At 68.4% G+C, this 16,256-nt stretch carries 25 protein-coding genes; 1 reads left to right on the top strand and 24 read right to left on the bottom strand.

All coding sequences use genetic code 11. The annotated features are described in order from the left end of the window. Positions 1-80: 80 nt before the first annotated feature. From DEJ01_RS03685 to infA, 9 genes are all read right to left on the bottom strand, one after another. A complete protein-coding gene (locus tag DEJ01_RS03685; RefSeq protein WP_111092225.1) occupies positions 81-824 on the bottom strand; it encodes an MBL fold metallo-hydrolase in 744 nt (247 codons plus the stop codon). Then, positions 821-1,729, bottom strand: coding sequence for a tRNA pseudouridine(38-40) synthase TruA (gene truA, locus DEJ01_RS03680; RefSeq protein ID WP_258375632.1), 909 nt, complete (start codon positions 1,727-1,729; stop codon positions 821-823). Before truA ends, DEJ01_RS03685 begins: the two co-directional genes overlap by 4 nt. A gap of 76 nt (positions 1,730-1,805) precedes the next feature. After that, on the bottom strand, positions 1,806-2,942 hold the full coding sequence (locus tag DEJ01_RS03675; protein WP_139196613.1) for an aromatic acid exporter family protein: 1,137 nt from the start codon (positions 2,940-2,942) through the stop codon (positions 1,806-1,808). Between the two features lie 122 nt (positions 2,943-3,064). After that, positions 3,065-3,643, bottom strand: coding sequence for a 50S ribosomal protein L17 (gene rplQ / locus DEJ01_RS03670; RefSeq protein WP_071245471.1), 579 nt, complete (start codon positions 3,641-3,643; stop codon positions 3,065-3,067). 63 nt (positions 3,644-3,706) lie between these two features. Further along, complete coding sequence (locus tag DEJ01_RS03665) at positions 3,707-4,702, bottom strand: DNA-directed RNA polymerase subunit alpha (protein ID WP_017885506.1); 996 nt, start codon at positions 4,700-4,702, stop codon at positions 3,707-3,709. 205 nt (positions 4,703-4,907) lie between these two features. After that, entirely contained in the window at positions 4,908-5,306 is a 399-nt protein-coding gene (gene rpsK, locus DEJ01_RS03660) for a 30S ribosomal protein S11 (protein ID WP_017885507.1), read from the bottom strand. Between the two features lie 9 nt (positions 5,307-5,315). Then, positions 5,316-5,690 carry a 30S ribosomal protein S13 gene (gene rpsM, locus DEJ01_RS03655; RefSeq protein WP_017885508.1) on the bottom strand — a complete coding sequence of 125 codons (375 nt, stop codon included), beginning with the start codon at positions 5,688-5,690 and terminating at the stop codon, positions 5,316-5,318. A gap of 186 nt (positions 5,691-5,876) precedes the next feature. Next, the gene (gene rpmJ / locus DEJ01_RS03650; RefSeq protein ID WP_022903266.1) at positions 5,877-5,993 is read right to left on the bottom strand and encodes a 50S ribosomal protein L36; all 117 of its coding nucleotides are present in this window, start codon (positions 5,991-5,993) and stop codon (positions 5,877-5,879) included. Between the two features lie 70 nt (positions 5,994-6,063). Beyond that, positions 6,064-6,285: a translation initiation factor IF-1 gene (infA, locus tag DEJ01_RS03645; protein ID WP_017885509.1), complete on the bottom strand. Its 222-nt coding sequence runs from the start codon at positions 6,283-6,285 to the stop codon at positions 6,064-6,066. A gap of 294 nt (positions 6,286-6,579) precedes the next feature. On the opposite strand from infA, the gene DEJ01_RS03640 reads away from it, so the two are divergent. Next, entirely contained in the window at positions 6,580-7,875 is a 1,296-nt protein-coding gene (locus tag DEJ01_RS03640; protein ID WP_111053731.1) for an LCP family protein, read from the top strand. Between the two features lie 145 nt (positions 7,876-8,020). Here DEJ01_RS03640 and map read toward each other — a convergent pair whose 3' ends face one another. From map to rplP, 15 genes are all read right to left on the bottom strand, one after another. Then, complete coding sequence (gene map / locus DEJ01_RS03635; RefSeq protein ID WP_375342374.1) at positions 8,021-8,800, bottom strand: type I methionyl aminopeptidase; 780 nt, start codon at positions 8,798-8,800, stop codon at positions 8,021-8,023. A gap of 59 nt (positions 8,801-8,859) precedes the next feature. After that, entirely contained in the window at positions 8,860-9,450 is a 591-nt protein-coding gene (locus tag DEJ01_RS03630) for an adenylate kinase (protein ID WP_110863215.1), read from the bottom strand. Further along, on the bottom strand, positions 9,447-10,769 hold the full coding sequence (gene secY, locus DEJ01_RS03625) for a preprotein translocase subunit SecY (protein ID WP_027466722.1): 1,323 nt from the start codon (positions 10,767-10,769) through the stop codon (positions 9,447-9,449). The genes DEJ01_RS03630 and secY overlap by 4 nt, the downstream gene beginning before the upstream one ends. Positions 10,770-10,916: 147 nt before the next feature. Further along, positions 10,917-11,381: a 50S ribosomal protein L15 gene (rplO, locus tag DEJ01_RS03620; protein WP_027466723.1), complete on the bottom strand. Its 465-nt coding sequence runs from the start codon at positions 11,379-11,381 to the stop codon at positions 10,917-10,919. Beyond that, entirely contained in the window at positions 11,378-11,563 is a 186-nt protein-coding gene (gene rpmD, locus DEJ01_RS03615) for a 50S ribosomal protein L30 (RefSeq protein ID WP_017885515.1), read from the bottom strand. Before rpmD ends, rplO begins: the two co-directional genes overlap by 4 nt. Then, positions 11,563-12,411 carry a 30S ribosomal protein S5 gene (rpsE, locus tag DEJ01_RS03610; RefSeq protein WP_071406161.1) on the bottom strand — a complete coding sequence of 283 codons (849 nt, stop codon included), beginning with the start codon at positions 12,409-12,411 and terminating at the stop codon, positions 11,563-11,565. Before rpsE ends, rpmD begins: the two co-directional genes overlap by 1 nt. After that, positions 12,408-12,782: a 50S ribosomal protein L18 gene (rplR, locus tag DEJ01_RS03605; RefSeq protein ID WP_027466725.1), complete on the bottom strand. Its 375-nt coding sequence runs from the start codon at positions 12,780-12,782 to the stop codon at positions 12,408-12,410. Before rplR ends, rpsE begins: the two co-directional genes overlap by 4 nt. A 2-nt stretch (positions 12,783-12,784) precedes the next feature. Beyond that, positions 12,785-13,321, bottom strand: a complete 537-nt coding sequence (gene rplF / locus DEJ01_RS03600; RefSeq protein WP_017885518.1) for a 50S ribosomal protein L6 — start codon at positions 13,319-13,321, stop codon at positions 12,785-12,787. Positions 13,322-13,327: 6 nt separating this feature from the next. After that, positions 13,328-13,726: a 30S ribosomal protein S8 gene (gene rpsH, locus DEJ01_RS03595; RefSeq protein WP_017885519.1), complete on the bottom strand. Its 399-nt coding sequence runs from the start codon at positions 13,724-13,726 to the stop codon at positions 13,328-13,330. Between the two features lie 153 nt (positions 13,727-13,879). Further along, positions 13,880-14,470, bottom strand: a complete 591-nt coding sequence (rplE, locus tag DEJ01_RS03590; protein WP_042537502.1) for a 50S ribosomal protein L5 — start codon at positions 14,468-14,470, stop codon at positions 13,880-13,882. Beyond that, positions 14,470-14,829 carry a 50S ribosomal protein L24 gene (gene rplX, locus DEJ01_RS03585; protein ID WP_017885522.1) on the bottom strand — a complete coding sequence of 120 codons (360 nt, stop codon included), beginning with the start codon at positions 14,827-14,829 and terminating at the stop codon, positions 14,470-14,472. Before rplX ends, rplE begins: the two co-directional genes overlap by 1 nt. Before the next feature lie 3 nt (positions 14,830-14,832). Continuing rightward, positions 14,833-15,201: a 50S ribosomal protein L14 gene (gene rplN, locus DEJ01_RS03580; protein ID WP_017885523.1), complete on the bottom strand. Its 369-nt coding sequence runs from the start codon at positions 15,199-15,201 to the stop codon at positions 14,833-14,835. 31 nt (positions 15,202-15,232) lie between these two features. Further along, positions 15,233-15,517: a 30S ribosomal protein S17 gene (gene rpsQ / locus DEJ01_RS03575; protein ID WP_017885524.1), complete on the bottom strand. Its 285-nt coding sequence runs from the start codon at positions 15,515-15,517 to the stop codon at positions 15,233-15,235. Beyond that, positions 15,517-15,837, bottom strand: coding sequence for a 50S ribosomal protein L29 (gene rpmC / locus DEJ01_RS03570; RefSeq protein ID WP_017885525.1), 321 nt, complete (start codon positions 15,835-15,837; stop codon positions 15,517-15,519). The genes rpsQ and rpmC overlap by 1 nt, the downstream gene beginning before the upstream one ends. Then, positions 15,837-16,256, bottom strand: coding sequence for a 50S ribosomal protein L16 (gene rplP, locus DEJ01_RS03565; RefSeq protein ID WP_017885526.1), 420 nt, complete (start codon positions 16,254-16,256; stop codon positions 15,837-15,839). The genes rpmC and rplP overlap by 1 nt, the downstream gene beginning before the upstream one ends.

Genomic DNA, 16,256 nt, shown 5'->3' with positions numbered 1-16,256 from the left:
GTAAATGATTGCGTTCGGCAACATCAGCGATGCGGCGGCATCAGCCGATCGCGTTCGGCGGCCCAGCCGATCGCGCGGCATCAGCCGATCGGCAGCCACGTCCCGCCCACGCGTCGGACGGCCGGTCCGTGTCCCGGCAGCACGAGCGCCGGGAACGGCAGCGCCCGTGCCGACTCGAGCGCGCGGTCCTGGTCGGCGGTGAAGAAGGGTGTGATCATCCGCGGCCGCGGGGCCCACGACCCGGGCTGGGTGTCGTGCCGGCTGACGACCGCGTCGCCCGTGACGATCGCGTCCGCCGCGGGCAGCAGGTACGCCGTCGAGCCGTCGGTGTGGCCGACGGCCGGGAAGGGCGCGATCGCCCGACCCGCGAAGTCCGCGCCGGTGAACGCGCGAGCGGACGGCACGGTCGTGGGTCGCAGGGCGTCGGAACGGATCGCCCGTGCCAGCCAGGCGAGCACGCGGGGGCTGGCGAGCCGGCCGCCGATCTCCGCCGGGGTGACCTGCTGCCGCTCCGGTCCGCGCACGTTGGCGAGCTCGTCGGCGTGGGCGAGCACCTCGACGTCGGGGTACCGCTCGAGGATCCCGGGGATGCCTCCGACGTGGTCGACGTGTCCGTGCGTCACGTAGACGCGACGCAGGTCAGCGGGGTCGTGTCCGGCTGCGCGCACGGTGTCGAGCACGAGGTCGGTGTCGGCCGGGTAGCCGGCATCGATCAGCGCGACGCCGTCCTCCTCCGCCAGCACCACCCAGTTGGACACGGGGCCCTCGACGAAGACGACTCCGGGGGCGACGGACACGACGGAACGGGGTTCGCGCGGGCTCATCCCTCGACGGTACCGTCCACCGACCGTCGGGCCCGGGTCTGCTCCGCCCGCTCCGCGAGCTCCGCGTCCGCCGGGTAGCCCACCTCGGTCAGGGTCAGTCCCTTCGCCGGCGCCGTCTTGAAGGCGCTCGTGCGTTCCTCGGCGACGCGCAGTTCCTCGAGGCGGTCGGGGCCGAAGCGGCCCTCGCCGACGGCGATGGTCGCACCGACCATGGCCCGCACCATCGAGTGGCAGAAGGCGTCGGCCTGGAGGCGCGCCACCAGCACGCCGTCCGGCTCGCGGTCCCAGCGGAACTGCTGCAACGTCCGGATGGTCGTCGCCCCCTCGCGCGGCTTGCAGAACGTCGCGAAGTCGTGCAGCCCGAGCAACGTCAGCGCACCGCGCTCCATCGCTGCCGGATCGAGCCGTGCCGCGTGCCAGACCGTGTGCCCACGCCGACGTGGATCGCGCGGGGCGTCGGCGTCCGCGATCCGGTACTCGTACCGGCGCCAGAGCGGGGAGAACCGGGCGTCGAACCCCGCGGGTGCCACCGAGGCACCGGTGACGACGACGTCCCCCTCGGGTGCCGCGATGCCGTTGACCCGCTTGAGCAACCCGTCGAGCGGTGACCGGCCCGTCCCGCGCTTGGCGGTGAGCGCTGCCCACTGTTCTGCCGACAGGTCCAGGTGCGCGACCTGCCCGGTGGCGTGCACCCCGGCGTCGGTGCGTCCGGCGACGGTGAGCAACGGCGGTTCGCCCCAGCGGGTGAACACGGTGCCGAGTGCGGCCTCGAGGGCGCCCTGGACAGTCCGGAGCCCGGGCTGCCGGGCCCACCCGGAGAACGCCGCCCCGTCGTAGGCGATGTCCAGCCGGAGCCGCACCTCACCCGTGCTGTCGGGGTTCTGGAAGCCGACCGTCTCGTCCACGTGACCACCGTAGCGGGGGTGATCCGTGCCTCCCGGCCCGCGCTCGGTCTGCCGGACGGCGGCCGCCCGTACCCGCTCAGCCGCGCGGACGGCCGAACGCCGACGGACCGGTCCGGGTGTCGAGGTCGTCGGTGGCGCGTCGCTCGGACTCGACGATCCCGCGCAGGGCGACGAGCGCGGCCGAGGTGACCGCGACGTGCGAGGGGTTCTCGCGCGACGCGTCGAGCGCGCTCTCGAGTCGTGCGATGGCCTCTTCGGCCTGGTCCTCCGGGGAGTCGCCGCGGATCGTGCTGGCGATCTTCCGCAGTGCCTCGGCGATGGGGGTGGCGAACGCGGGGTCCGGACGCCCGACGCCCTCGGACACCGGGCCGGAGCGTGCCACGAGCTCGGTGAGGTCGGTCGTGTACCAGGCGACCCGCTCCAGTGCGCGGAAGCGTCCGCCGTCCTTCTGGAGCCGTGCTCGCGACCCGCGCAGGGCACCGCGGGGGTTGAGCCGACGGCTCTCGTGCGCAATCGCCACCCGTGACCGGACGTCCGCGATCGCACGGTCCAGGCGGTCCTGCTGGTGGTCCCACGCCTTCTCGTCGCGCTTGCCCTCCTCGAGCACGGCTGCCAGCCCGTCGAGGTGGTCCGCCAGTACGCCGTTCACCGCGTCGATCCGGTGCTCGGCGTCCCAGAAGTGCAGCGGCGGGAACACCAGGAAGTTGACCAGCAGCCCGACCACGACGCCCACGGCCATCTGCACGAGGTACCCGAGCGAGTATCCCTCGGCGTGCGCACCGCCGACGAGCAGGACGAAGAGCGCCGCGGTGGACACCCACGAGCTGCCCTCGCCCAGCACGCGGAACCCGCCGACCAGCACCCCGACGCCGACCGCCAGCGCGATCGCGAGGAAGCCGGGATCGCCGACCCACATCGTGAACGCGGCGATGAGGATGCCGAGGGCGATCCCGACCAGGGTCTGCACGCCGCTCCGGATACCCGCGAACACCGTGGTCTGCATCGCGACGACGGCGCCGAGTGGTGCGTAGTACGGGTACTCGGCCGCGACGCCCGGGATGTGCTGCGCCACGAGCCAGGCGATGACTGCAGCAGCGGCGGCCTTGCCGGCGTGCAGCAGGCGCGGCTGTGTGCCCGAGGTCCGGCTCCACCGCCAGACCCTCGTCCCCAGACCCGCAACGTGCTGGAACGCCATGACTTCCTTCCGTCGCACCCGGCCCGTGACGGTACGCCGAGCAGTCGGTGTGCACGACCAGCCTCGGACGCGAGGAAGCCCCCGCGACCTGGGTCGCGGGGGCTTCCTCGTGGTGGTACAGCGCCCCGGAGGGCACCGGACTACTTGGTGTCGGCGTCGTCCGACTTCTCGGCGGCGTCGGCCTCGACCTCGGCAGCAGCCTCGGTCTCGGACTCGGTCTCGACCGGGGCGGACTCCTCGGTGGTCTCGGTCTCTTCGACCGGGGCCTCCTCGGTGGTCTCGTCGGCGGCGGGCTCGTCGACCGGCGCGGCAGCAGCGGCCGGAGCCGAGTTGCGCTTGACCGGAGCGGGCGTGCTCGAGACGGGCTCGAGGACGAGCTCGATCGACGCCAGCGGGGCGTTGTCGCCCTTGCGGAAGCCGAGCTTCGTGATGCGGGTGTAACCGCCCTGGCGGTCCTCGACCTGGGGAGCGATCTCGGTGAACAGCGTGTGCACGACGGACTTGTCGCGCAGGATGCTGATCACACGACGACGCGCGTGCAGGTCGCCGCGCTTCGCGAACGTGATGAGACGCTCGGCGACCGGACGGAGGCGCTTGGCCTTCGTCTCGGTGGTCGTGATGCGACCGTGCGTGAAGAGGGCGTTGGCGAGGTTGCTCAGGAGCAGGCGCTCGTGGGCGGGACCGCCACCGAGGCGGGGGCCCTTGGTGGGCTTCGGCATGTCAGTTCTCCAGTGGTGAAAGTGGTGCGCGCGGTGTCAGCGCGCTTGCGCGTGAGCGCGAGGTCAGTTGTTGGACTCGTCCTCGTCGTACCCGCTGTAGAAGTGGGCGCCGTCGAATCCGGGGACGGTGTCCTTGAGGGACAGGCCGAGCTCGGTGAGCTTGTCCTTGACCTCGTCCACCGACTTCTGACCGAAGTTGCGGATGTTCATGAGCTGCGTCTCCGACAGGGCGACGAGCTCGGACACCGTGTTGATGCCCTCCCGCTTCAGGCAGTTGTAGCTGCGGACCGACAGGTCGAGGTCCTCGATCGGGGTCTGCAGTTCGTTCGAGAGCACGGCGTCGACCGGCGCGGGGCCGATCTCGATGCCCTCTGCCGCCGTGTTGAGCTCGCGAGCGAGCCCGAACAGCTCGACCAGCGTGCGACCGGCCGACGCGATGGCGTCGCGCGGCGTGATGGCCGGCTTCGCTTCGACGTCGACGACCAGGCGGTCGAAGTCCGTGCGCTCACCGGCACGCGTCGCCTCGACGCGGTAGGTGACCTTCAGGACGGGCGAGTAGATCGAGTCGATCGGGATCTGACCGGCTTCGCTGAACTCGGAACGGTTCTGCGTCGCCGAGACGTAGCCACGGCCACGCTCGATCGTGAGCTCGAGCTCGAAGCGCGCGGTGTCGTTCAGGGTCGCGATGACGAGTTCCGGATTGTGGATCTCGACGCCGGCCGGAGCGGAGATGTCCGCTGCGGTGACCTGACCGGCACCCTGCTTGCGCAGGTACGCCGTGATGGGCTCGTCGTGCTCGCTGGAGACGACCAGGCTCTTGATGTTGAGGATGATCTCGGTGACGTCTTCCTTGACACCGGGAACGGTGCTGAACTCGTGGAGGACGCCGTCGATGCGGATGCTGGTGACAGCCGCGCCGGGGATCGAGGAGAGGAGCGTGCGGCGCAGCGAGTTGCCGAGGGTGTAACCGAAGCCCGGCTCGAGCGGCTCGATGACGAAGCGCGAGCGGTGCTCGGAGATCGGCTCCTCGGTCAGGGTGGGGCGCTGTGCAATGAGCACTGTGGGATTCCTTTCGGCGAAGTGTCCGCTATATGACACTTGGCGGTACGACGGGGCCGCATGGGCCCCGACGGGTCTGTTGAGTTGTGATCACGCGCACACACGTGCGCGATCGAACGACCAGGAATGGCCGCGGGCCCTGCCCGCCCTCGCCGGAACGGATCCGGTCAGGGGACGAGCAGGGCGCGGCCGGTTGCTCCTCGCGTCAGACGCGACGGCGCTTGGGCGGGCGGCACCCGTTGTGCGCCTGCGGCGTGACGTCGTTGATCGAGCCGACCTCGAGGCCAGCGGCCTGGAGGGAGCGGATCGCGGTCTCGCGACCCGAACCCGGGCCCTTCACGAAGACGTCGACCTTCTTGACGCCGTGCTCCTGCGCCTGACGCGCAGCGGACTCGGCAGCGAGCTGCGCCGCGAACGGCGTCGACTTGCGCGAACCCTTGAAGCCCACGGCACCCGAGGACGCCCAGCTGAGGACGGCACCCGACGGGTCGGTGATGCTGACGATCGTGTTGTTGAACGTGCTCTTGATGTGAGCCTGGCCCACAGCGACGTTCTTCTTCTCCTTGCGGCGCGGCTTGCGCGCGGCAGTCTTGGGGGTAGCCATCGGGGTCTCCTATCGAGCCTTCTTCTTGCCTGCCACGGTGCGCTTCGGTCCCTTGCGGGTACGAGCGTTGGTCTTGGTGCGCTGACCGCGCACCGGGAGACCACGACGGTGGCGAAGACCCTCGTAGCTGCCGATCTCGACCTTGCGGCGGATGTCGGCGGCGACCTCACGGCGGAGGTCACCCTCGACCTTGAAGTTGCCCTCGATGAAGTCACGGAGGGCGACGAGCTGGTCGTCGGTCAGGTCCTTGACGCGGATGTCACCGGAGATACCGGTCTCCGTCAGTGCCTGGACGGCGCGGGTACGGCCGACGCCGTAGATGTACGTGAGTGCGATCTCCACGCGCTTCTCGCGCGGGATGTCGACGCCTGCTAGACGTGCCATGTGATGGCTGCTCCTGTTGTCGATGGAGGTGTGGCGCAGTACCGGTGCTCGGGCCTCCGCCCCGAGGTGTCCCCCGGTCGTCGTGCGACCGGGTTCTGGTACTGCGTTGTCGATCTTCAGTTGTGGGTCGTGCTCGAGCAGCCTGGTGTCCGATGGACACCGTCGGCGCCGGTCACGCGCCCGGGACTAGCCCTGGCGCTGCTTGTGACGCGGGTTGCTCTTGCAGATCACCATGACGCGGCCCTTGCGGCGAATCACACGGCAGTGTTCGCAGATGGGCTTGACGCTGGGGTTGACCTTCATGGTTCTTTCCTCGTGCTCGCTGGCTTCGTGCTCGGCAGGATTGCCGTGCCGTTCCTTTCCAGCTCGCGGATCACTTGTAGCGGTAGACGATCCGGCCGCGGGTCAGGTCGTACGGGCTCAGCTCCACGATCACGCGGTCCTCGGGGAGGATGCGGATGTAGTGCTGGCGCATCTTCCCGGAGATGTGCGCGAGGACCTTGTGTCCGTTCGTCAGCTCAACGCGGAACATCGCGTTGGGCAGAGCTTCGAGCACCGAGCCTTCGATCTCGATGACGCCGTCTTTCTTGGCCATAGCCTCACTGTCGCTTGGTTGTGGAACAGGTGTGATCCCCGAACCGGTCTGCGGGTCGGTCGCCACACCCGAGAGGGCATGACACACCAAAGATCGATCTTATGTGGTAAACCCGCAATTGCCAAGTGGGGACGCGGAACACCCCACGTCTGGGGCTTCCGGGGCCGTGCCTGAGCGTTGCACAGTGGTTTGACGGCGCGCTCCGGGCGCACACATGCGCGCGAACCGTAGTTTTGCTCCGCAGCCACGTCCGTCGCACCCGCAGCTCGCGCCGGACCACCGAACGGAGAACACGTGCCCGACGCCATCCGACGCCCCTTCGCCAGCCACGGCAAGCAGGCCCGTCGCCGGGGTTGGGGCACGTTCGTCACCGTCGTCGCGTCCGCCGTCGCCGTCCTGCTCGTCAGCGGCACGAGCGTCGCCGCGATCGCCGGGGCACAGCTCGCCACCGCGCCGCAGACCGTCGCGCTGAGCACCGACGACCAGAGCACCGCGAAGACGGCGGACATCTCGGCGATCAAGGGCGGGGCGAACATCCTGCTCATCGGGAGCGACACCCGGGTCGGCCAGTTCGACTCCGACGAGGACGTCGAGGGCGCCCGCAACGACGTCACGATGCTCATCCACATCTCGGCGGACCACCAGCAGCTCACCGCGGTCAGCTTCCCCCGCGACCTGATGGTCCCCATCCCGGCCTGCACGAACCCCGCGACCGGCACGACCTACCCGGCTTCCACCTCGGCGATGTTCAACACCGCGCTCGGCAACGGCGGTGTCTCCTGCGTCGTGGACACGGTCGAGAACCTGACCGGCCTGAGCATCCCCTACGCCGGGCTCATCACGTTCGACGGCGTGATCGAGATGTCGAACGCCCTCGGCGGTGTGGACGTCTGCGTCGCCGAGCCGATCGACGACACGTTCACCGGCCTGCACCTCACGACGGGCTCGCACTCCCTCGAGGGCTCGGACGCCCTGGCCTTCCTGCGCACCCGCCACGGGGTCGGCGACGGCAGCGACCTCGCCCGCATCAGCTCGCAGCAGGTGTTCCTGTCGGCGCTCCTCCGCAAGGTCACCTCGGACGGCACGCTCTCGAACCCGATCACGCTCTACAAGCTGGCCGGCGCCGCCCTGTCCAACATGACGCTGTCCGACGGCCTGGCCCAGACCGGCACCCTCGTCAAGCTCGCGGCAGCCCTGCGCGGGATGAGCACGGCCAACATGCTCTTCGTGCAGTACCCGGTGGCCGACGACCCCGCCGACAGCGCCCGCGTGATCGTCGACCAGGAGACGGCCCACACCCTGAACGTGGCGCTGCAGAACGACGTCCGGTCGTCGCTGAGCGACTCGAGCACCGGTCGCGCCTCCGAGGAGTCGCCGTCGAGCGGCGGGACGTCGAGCAGCACCGGGTCGTCCGGCTCCTCAGGGTCGTCCGGCACCTCGGGTTCGTCCGGGACCTCGTCGTCCGCCGGCACACCGTCGGCGACGTCGAGCGCGACCGCCACGCGGACGCCGACCGCGTCGGCGACGCCGCTGCCCTCGTCGATCACCGGGCAGAGCGCCTCCGAGGAGACCTGCTCCGTCGGCAACTGACGCGACGCCACGGCGCGTGCGCCCGGCGGTGGTCGGGTGGGTCCACGCGACGTCTTCGACGCGGCGGACGCCAGCCGGGCCTCCCGGCCGTCGCATCGTACGGAGACACCCAGCGTGGGCACCGCGTGCGGACTGGAGGCCCGTCCTACGGGATCGGGACGGGCGTCACACCCAGCGGGGCCAGGCCCCGAGCGCCGCCGTCGGCGGCCGTGAGCACCCAGATGCCGGCCGCGTGCACCGCGACGCTGTGCTCCCAGTGCGCGGCGTCCGAGCCGTCGAGCGTCCGGACCGTCCACTCGTCGTCGTCCGTCGAGCTGTTGATGGCGCCGGCCGTGACCATCGGCTCGATGGCGACCACCAGCCCCGGCTTGACGGCAGGGCCGGCGCCACGGACGCGGTAGTTGAAGACCGGCGGTTCCTCGTGCATCGACCGGCCGATGCCGTGGCCGGTGTAGTCCTCGACGATGCCCCACGCACCGGTCTCGTCGATCGCGTCCTCCACGGCGGAGCCGACCTCGTGCAGGTTCTTCGCGTGGGCGAGCGCGGAGATGCCGTGCCAGAGCGACCGCTCGGTCGTGTCGCAGAGCGTCTGACGGGCTGCGGTGACCGCAGCGTCGCCGCCGGGCACGACGGTCGTGAACGCGCTGTCGCCGTTCCAGCCGTCGACCTCGGCGCCGGCGTCCACCGACACGATGTCGCCGGGCGCGAGCACGCGCTCACCGGGGATCCCGTGCACGATCTCGTCGTTCACCGACACGCACAGCGTGTGGCGGTAGCCGGGCACGAGCTGGAAGTTCGGGACTCCACCGCCGTCCCGGATGGTGCGCTCGGCGATCGCATCGAGTTCACCGGTGGTGATCCCGGGGCGGATCGCTGCACGGACGGCGTCGAGCGCCTCGGCGGTCAGCAGACCCGGCCGGACCATCGCCCGGAGCTCGTCCGGGGTCTTGTAGATCGAGGGCTTCTTGAACCGCACCACGCTGGTCAGACGGTCGCGGAGAGCCCGCGGCCCGCCAGTGCCGTCTGGATGCGGTCGCCGACCTCGTCGATGGCGCCGAGGCCGTCGACGTCGACGACGAGGCCACGCTCGCCGTACGCCGCCACGATGGGCGCCGTCTGCTCGGCGTAGACCTGCTGGCGACGACGGATCGTCTCCTCGTTGTCGTCGCTGCGGCCCTGGTCCTCGGCGCGCTTGAGCAGGCGACCGACGAGCTCGTCCTGGTCGGCGACGAGCTGCACGACGGCGTCGATCCCGGTGCCCTGCTCAGCGAGCAGTGCGTCGAGGTACTCGACCTGACCGACCGTGCGCGGGTAGCCGTCCAGCAGGAAGCCGTGCTCGGCATCGGGCTCCTGCAGGCGGGACTTCACGAGCTCGTTCGTCAGGGAGTCCGGCACGTAGTCGCCGGCGTCCATGATCGCCTTCGCCTGCACACCGAGGGGCGTGCCCTCTGCCACGTTCTTGCGGAAGATGTCCCCGGTCGAGATCGCGGGGATCCCGAAGGAGTCGGCGATGCGGCCGGCCTGGGTGCCCTTCCCGGCTCCGGGAGGTCCGACGATGATGAGACGTGCGCTCAACGGAGAAGCCCTTCGTAGTGACGCTGCTGCAGCTGCGAGTCGATCTGCTTCACGGTCTCGAGACCGACACCCACGATGATGAGGATGCTCGCGCCACCGAACGGGAAGTTCTGGTTCGCGCCGAACAGCGCCAGTGCTGCCAGCGGGATGAGCGCGATGAGACCGAGGTAGAGCGAGCCGGGCAGCGTCACCCGGGTGAGGACGTAGTCGAGGTACTCGGCGGTCGGACGACCGGCACGGATGCCGGGGATGAACCCGCCGTACTTCTTCATGTTGTCGGCGACCTCTTCGGGGTTGAAGGTGATCGCCACGTAGAAGTACGTGAACCCGACGATGAGCAGGAAGTACAGGACCATGTAGAACCAGTTGTCACCCGAGGTCAGGTTGTTCTGGATCCAGGTCACCCACGCGGCCGGCTCGGAACCGTCCGAGGGCTGGTTGAACTGCGCGATCAGGGCCGGCAGGTACAGCAGCGACGAGGCGAAGATGACGGGCACGACGCCGGCCATGTTCACCTTGATCGGGATGTAGGTGTTGTTGCCGCCGTACGTCCGCCGCCCGACCATGCGCTTGGCGTACTGCACAGGGATCCGCCGCTGTGACTGCTCGACGAACACGACGGCCATCATGATCACGAGTCCGACCAGGATCACGAACAGGAAGAGCTCGAACGACTGCGACTGCTCGATCGCCCAGAGCGCCGACGGGAACTGCGCCGCGATCGACGTGAAGATCAGGAGCGACATGCCGTTGCCGATGCCGCGCTCGGTGACGAGCTCGCCCATCCACATGATGAGGCCGGTACCGGCGGTCAGCGTGACGACCATCAGCATGATGGCGTACCAGCTGTCGTTCGAGATGATCGACGTGCAGGACGCGGAGGCGTTGGTGCCGAACAGGGCGCCGGAGCGGGCGACCGTGATCAGGGTCGTGGACTGCAGGACACCGAGCGCGATCGTGAGGTAGCGCGTGTACTGCGTCAGCTTGGCCTGGCCCGACTGGCCCTCCTTGTAGAGGGTGTCGAAGTGCGGGATGACCACACGCAGCAGCTGCACGATGATCGACGACGTGATGTACGGCATGATGCCGAGCGCGAAGACCGAGAGCTTCAGCAGCGCGCCGCCGGAGAAGAGGTTGATGAGGTCGTAGAGACCGCCGGAGGACGACGCGCTGGCGAGACAGCTCTGCACGGCGGCGTAGTCGACGAACGGTGCCGGGATGTACGACCCGAGACGGAACAGCGCGATGATCGCGAGGGTGAAGCCGATCTTCTTGCGAAGATCAGGGGTGCGCATGATGCGCGCGACCGCTCTGAACACGATGACTCCGAACTTGTGGGACCGGGGCCGTCGATCGCGGCCGGACCGGTTTCGGTCGGCAGGGCCGACCCGGCTGGCGGATGCCGGCCACTGTCAAGGAAACCGTAACGGCGGCCCGTGCGCAAACGCACGGGCCGCCGACGGGGGTTACTGGGAGACGGTGCCGCCAGCAGCCACGATCTTCTCGGCGGCGGACGCCGAGACCTTGTCGACCGTGACCGTGATCTTCACGGTGATGTCACCCTGACCGAGAACCTTGACCTTCTCGTTCTTGCGGACGGCGCCCTTGGCGACCAGGCCCGCAACGGTGACGTCGCCACCATCGGGGTAGAGCTCCGAGATCTTGTCCAGGTTCACGACCTGGTACTCGACCCGGAACGGGTTCTTGAACCCGCGGAGCTTCGGGGTGCGCATGTGCAGCGGCATCTGCCCACCCTCGAAGCCGACCCGGACCTGGTAACGGGCCTTCGTGCCCTTGGTACCACGCCCAGCGGTCTTGCCCTTCGAGCCCTCACCGCGACCAACACGGGTGCGGTCCTTCTTGGCGCCCTCTGCAGGACGGAGGTGGTGCAGCTTCAGCACCTGCACGCGCTCGTTCTTCTCGTCGCTCATGCGTCGACCTCCTCGACCTTCACGAGGTGCGCCACCGTCGCGATGTACCCGCGGTTCTGGGAGTTGTCCTCACGCTCGACCGAACGGCCGATGCGCTTGAGGCCCAGGCTGCGCAGGGTGTCGCGCTGGTACTGCTTCTCGCTGATAACGGACTTGATCTGCGTGATCTTCAGCATCGCCATCACGCACCTGCCTTCTCGGTCGCGGCACGCAGGGCTGCGGCCTCGGCCTGGAGCAGACGGGCCGGGACGACCCGCTCGACGTCGAGGCCACGACGGCTCGCGACGGCGCGGGGCTCCTCGAGCTGCTTCAGGGCCTCGACGGTCGCGTGCACGATGTTGATGGTGTTCGACGAGCCGAGCGACTTGCTCAGGACGTCGTGGATGCCGGCGCACTCGAGCACGGCGCGGACCGGACCACCGGCGATGACACCGGTACCGGGGCCGGCCGGACGCAGGAGGACGACGCCAGCGGCGGCTTCACCCTGCACCGGGTGCGGGATCGTGTTGCCGACGCGGGGGACGCGGAAGAAGTTCTTCTTCGCCTCTTCGACACCCTTGGAGATCGCCGTGGGGACCTCCTTGGCCTTGCCGTAGCCGACGCCCACGAGGCCGTTGCCGTCACCGACGACGACGAGCGCCGTGAAGCTGAAGCGACGACCACCCTTGACGACCTTCGAGACGCGGTTGATGGTCACCACGCGCTCGAGGAACTGGCTGTCGCCACCGCGGTTGTTGCGGTCGCGGCCCTGCTGACGGTCACGACCGCCACCACGACGGCCACGGTTGTCAGCGGAGTCGCGGTTGTTCGACGCGGAGCCCGCGGCGGTCTCGACCGGACGCTCGGCGACGGCAGGTGCCTCCGCCTCCTTGCCGGTCTTGGCGCCCTCGGTGGTCGCCTCGGCGGTTGCGTCGGTGGCCGTGGCCTCCGTGCTCGCCTCGGTGGTCTCCGTGGTCTCGACAGCCTCGGTCTCCGTGGCCTCGACGGCCTCGGTCTTGGCGTCTTCGTTGGTGTTCGCGTTGTCGCTCACAGGTTCAGCCCTCCTTCACGGGCACCATCGGCGATCGCGGCGACGCGACCGGCGTACTTGCTGCCACCGCGGTCGAAGACCACGGCCTCGACGCCAGCCGACTTCGCGCGCTCGGCGAGGAGCTCACCGACGCGACGGGCCTTGGCGGTCTTGTCGCCGTCGAACGAGCGGAGGTCTGCCTCCATCGTCGAGGCGCTTGCGAGGGTGTGACCCTTCGAGTCGTCGATGACCTGCACGAACACGTGACGCGACGAGCGGGTGACGGCGAGACGGGGACGAGCCTCGGTGCCGGTGATCTTCTTGCGGAGACGGTTGTGACGACGCGCCTTGGCGGCCGCCTTGCTCTTGCCTCGTGTCTTGAGGAGTCCCATGATCACTTACCTGACTTTCCGGCCTTGCGGCGCACGTTCTCGCCGGCGTAACGGACACCCTTGCCCTTGTAGGGCTCGGGCTTCCGGAGCTTCCGGATGTTCGCGGCGACCTCGCCGACAGCCTGCTTGTCGATACCGGCGACGGTGACCTTGTTGTTGCCCTCCACCGCGAAGCTGATGCCCGCCGGCGGCTCGACCGTGATCGAGTGGGAGTACCCGAGGGCGAACTCGAGGTTCGAGCCCTTGGCCGCGACACGGTAACCCGTACCGACGACCTCGAGGCCCTTGGTGTAGCCCTGGGTCACGCCGATGATGTTGTTGGCGATGAGGGTCCGGGTCAGTCCGTGGAGCGAACGCGACTCGCGCTCGTCGTCCGGACGGGTGACGAGGACCTGGTTCTCCTCGACCTTGGCCTGGATGGGCTCAGCGATGACGAGCGCGAGCTCGCCCTTCGGGCCCTTGACCGCCACGTTCTGACCGTCAACGGAGACGGTGACGCCGGCGGGGATGTCGATGGGGAGACGTCCGATTCGTGACATTGTCGATCACCACACGTAGGCGAGGACTTCCCCACCCACGCCCTTCTGCTCGGCTTCGCGGTCGGTCAGGAGGCCGGAGGAGGTCGAGAGGATCGCCACGCCGAGGCCACCGAGGACCTGGGGGATCTCCGTCGACTTCGCGTAGACCCGGAGGCCCGGCTTCGAGACGCGCTTGATGCCGGCGATCGAACGCTCGCGCTCGGGGCCGTACTTCAGGTCGATGGTGAGGGTCTGCCCGACTCGGGCGTCCTCCACCTTCCACTCGCTGATGTAGCCCTCACGCTTGAGGATGTCGGCGATGTTCTTCTTGAGCTTGGAGCTCGGGAGCGCGACTGCGTCGTGGTGCGCGGAGTTCGCGTTCCGCAATCTGGTCAGCATGTCTGCGACCGGATCGGTCATCGTCATGATGTTCGTCCATTTCTCGCCTGGTTTCGACACCCGTTCCACGAATGCCGACCTGAGCGATCGAGTGATCCCGGGGCGGTTCCCCGAGATCGGTGTGTTCGTGCGTGCGGGCCGGAGGACGTGAATCCTCCGGCCCGCACCGCCCGAAGTAGTTTAGACCGTCTGCTCGTTGGAGCGGAACGGGAAGCCGAGCTGGCGGAGCAGCGCGCGTCCCTCGTCGTCCGTCTTCGCGGTGGTGACGACAGTGATGTCGAAGCCGCGGACACGGTCGATGCGGTCCTGGTCGATCTCGTGGAACACGGACTGCTCCGTGAGACCGAACGTGTAGTTGCCGTTGCCGTCGAACTGCTTGTCGCTGAGACCGCGGAAGTCGCGGATGCGGGGCAGTGCGAGCGTCACCAGGCGGTCCAGGAACTCCCACGCGCGGTCACCACGGAGGGTGACGTGCGCGCCGATGGCCTGACCCTCGCGCAGCTTGAACTGTGCGATGGACTTGCGGGCGATGTTGACCTGGGGCTTCTGACCCGTGATCGCCGTGAGGTCCTTGATGGCCCCCTCGATGATCTTGGAGTCACGAGCGGCCTCGCCGACACCGGTGTTCACGACGACCTTGACCAGGCCGGGGACCTGGTTGACGTTCGCGTAACCGAACTGCTCGGTGAGGGCCGTCTTGATCTCGGCCAGGTACTTCTGCTTGAGGCGCGGCTGGATCTTGCCAGCGGGCGCAGCAGTCGTGTCAGTCATCAGAGCTTCTCACCAGACTTCTTCGCGTAGCGGACACGGACGGTCTTCTTGACGCCGTCCTTCTCCACCTCTTCGGTGCGGAAGCCGACACGCGTCGGCTTCTTCGTCTTCGGGTCGACGAGTGCGACGTTCGAGACGTGGATCGAGGCTTCGTGCTGCTCGATGCCACCGGTCTTCGAACCACGCTGCGTCTGACCGACGCGGACGTGCTTCGTGACGAAGTTCACGCCCTCGACGACGACGCGGTTCTTGTCCTTGAGGACCTCGATGACCTTGCCCTGCTTGCCACGGTCGCCGCCACGCTCCTGCGTCGCGCCCGTGATGACCTGGACGAGGTCACCCTTCTTGATGTTCGCCATGGCTTACAGCACCTCCGGCGCGAGCGAGATGATCTTCATGAACTTCTTGTCACGGAGCTCGCGACCGACCGGACCGAAGATGCGCGTACCGCGCGGGTCGCCGTCGGCCTTGAGGATCACTGCCGCGTTCTCGTCGAACTTGATGTAGGAGCCGTCCTGACGACGGGTCTCCTTCTTGGTGCGAACGATGACTGCCTTGACGACGTCACCCTTCTTCACGTTGCCGCCGGGGATGGCGTCCTTCACCGTGGCGACGATGACGTCACCGAGGCCGGCGTAGCGACGACCCGAGCCACCGAGCACGCGGATGGTCAAGATCTCCTTGGCACCCGTGTTGTCGGCGACCTTCAGGCGGGATTCCTGCTGAATCACTGCTGTCTCCTATTCCGAAGCAGGCCGAGGCCTACTTGGCCTTCTCGAGGATCTCGACCAGGCGCCAGCGCTTGGAGGCGCTGAGGGGACGGGTCTCGCTGATCACGACGAGGTCGCCGACACCAGCGGTGCCGAGCTCGTCGTGGGCCTTCACCTTGGACGTACGACGGATGATCTTGCCGTAGAGCGCGTGCTTCACGCGGTCCTCGACCTCGACCACGATGGTCTTGTCCATCTTGTCGCTCGTCACGTAGCCGCGACGCGTCTTGCGGTAGCCGCGAGTGAGGGCGGCGGAGTTCTTCTCTTCGTTCGCCATTACTTCTCCTCGGCGGTCTCGGCCTCGGTCGACTCGGCCGGCTTGTCAGCCTTCTTCGTCGTCTTCTTGGCCTTGGGGGCGGTCTCGACGGGCGCGGGAGTGGCACGGATGCCGAGCTCGCGCTCGCGGAGGACGGTGTAGATGCGGGCGATGTCGCGCTTGACGGCACGGAGACGACCGTGGCTCTCCAGCTGGCCGGTGGCCGACTGGAAGCGGAGGTTGAAGAGTTCCTCCTTGGCCTTCTTCAGCTCGTCAGCGAGACGCTCGTTCTCGAACGTGTCGAGCTCCGTCGGACGGAGCTCCTTGGAACCGATCGCCATTATGCGTCGCCCTCCTCGCGCTTGATGATGCGTGCCTTGAGGGGCAGCTTGTGGATTGCACGAGTCAACGCCTCACGGGCGATCTCCTCGCTGACGCCGGAGAGCTCGAAGAGCACCCGGCCCGGCTTCACGTTCGCGACCCACCACTCGGGCGAACCCTTACCGGAACCCATGCGGGTCTCGGCGGGCTTCTTGGTCAGCGGACGGTCCGGGTAGATGTTGATCCAGACCTTGCCACCACGCTTGATGTGACGCGTCATGGCGATACGAGCGGACTCGATCTGACGGTTGGTCACGTACGCCGGGGTGAGGGCCTGGATGCCGTAGTCGCCGAAGCTGACCTTGGTACCACCGGTGGCCTGACCCGAACGCTTCGGGTGGTGCTGCTTGCGGTGCTTGACTCGACGGGGAATAAGCAT

Origin of the sequence: Curtobacterium sp. MCLR17_040, assembly GCF_003234735.1 — a bacterium.
GTDB classification, from domain to species: domain Bacteria; phylum Actinomycetota; class Actinomycetes; order Actinomycetales; family Microbacteriaceae; genus Curtobacterium; species Curtobacterium flaccumfaciens.
This window is presented reverse-complemented; position numbering and strand designations above follow the sequence as displayed.

What these genes read in the sequence shown, in the direction of transcription:
- rpsQ (WP_017885524.1), bottom strand. Translation starts at nt 15,517, where the DNA reads ATGGCGAACGAAGAGAAGAACTCCGCCGCCCTCACTCGCGGCTACCGC.
- infA (WP_017885509.1), bottom strand. Translation starts at nt 6,285, where the DNA reads ATGGCCAAGAAAGACGGCGTCATCGAGATCGAAGGCTCGGTGCTCGAA.
- rplF (WP_017885518.1), bottom strand. Translation starts at nt 13,321, where the DNA reads ATGTCACGAATCGGACGTCTCCCCATCGACATCCCCGCCGGCGTCACC.
- rplE (WP_042537502.1), bottom strand. Translation starts at nt 14,470, where the DNA reads ATGACTGACACGACTGCTGCGCCCGCTGGCAAGATCCAGCCGCGCCTC.
- rpsH (WP_017885519.1), bottom strand. Translation starts at nt 13,726, where the DNA reads ATGACGATGACCGATCCGGTCGCAGACATGCTGACCAGATTGCGGAAC.
- rpmC (WP_017885525.1), bottom strand. Translation starts at nt 15,837, where the DNA reads ATGGCGATCGGTTCCAAGGAGCTCCGTCCGACGGAGCTCGACACGTTC.
- rplX (WP_017885522.1), bottom strand. Translation starts at nt 14,829, where the DNA reads ATGGCGAACATCAAGAAGGGTGACCTCGTCCAGGTCATCACGGGCGCG.
- DEJ01_RS03685 (WP_111092225.1), bottom strand. Translation starts at nt 824, where the DNA reads ATGAGCCCGCGCGAACCCCGTTCCGTCGTGTCCGTCGCCCCCGGAGTC.
- rplR (WP_027466725.1), bottom strand. Translation starts at nt 12,782, where the DNA reads ATGGGACTCCTCAAGACACGAGGCAAGAGCAAGGCGGCCGCCAAGGCG.
- rplO (WP_027466723.1), bottom strand. Translation starts at nt 11,381, where the DNA reads ATGAGCGACGAGAAGAACGAGCGCGTGCAGGTGCTGAAGCTGCACCAC.
- rpmD (WP_017885515.1), bottom strand. Translation starts at nt 11,563, where the DNA reads ATGGCGATGCTGAAGATCACGCAGATCAAGTCCGTTATCAGCGAGAAG.
- rplP (WP_017885526.1), bottom strand. Translation starts at nt 16,256, where the DNA reads ATGCTTATTCCCCGTCGAGTCAAGCACCGCAAGCAGCACCACCCGAAG.
- map (WP_375342374.1), bottom strand. Translation starts at nt 8,800, where the DNA reads ATGGTCCGGCCGGGTCTGCTGACCGCCGAGGCGCTCGACGCCGTCCGT.
- rpmJ (WP_022903266.1), bottom strand. Translation starts at nt 5,993, where the DNA reads ATGAAGGTCAACCCCAGCGTCAAGCCCATCTGCGAACACTGCCGTGTG.
- rpsM (WP_017885508.1), bottom strand. Translation starts at nt 5,690, where the DNA reads ATGGCACGTCTAGCAGGCGTCGACATCCCGCGCGAGAAGCGCGTGGAG.
- rpsK (WP_017885507.1), bottom strand. Translation starts at nt 5,306, where the DNA reads ATGGCTACCCCCAAGACTGCCGCGCGCAAGCCGCGCCGCAAGGAGAAG.
- rplQ (WP_071245471.1), bottom strand. Translation starts at nt 3,643, where the DNA reads ATGCCGAAGCCCACCAAGGGCCCCCGCCTCGGTGGCGGTCCCGCCCAC.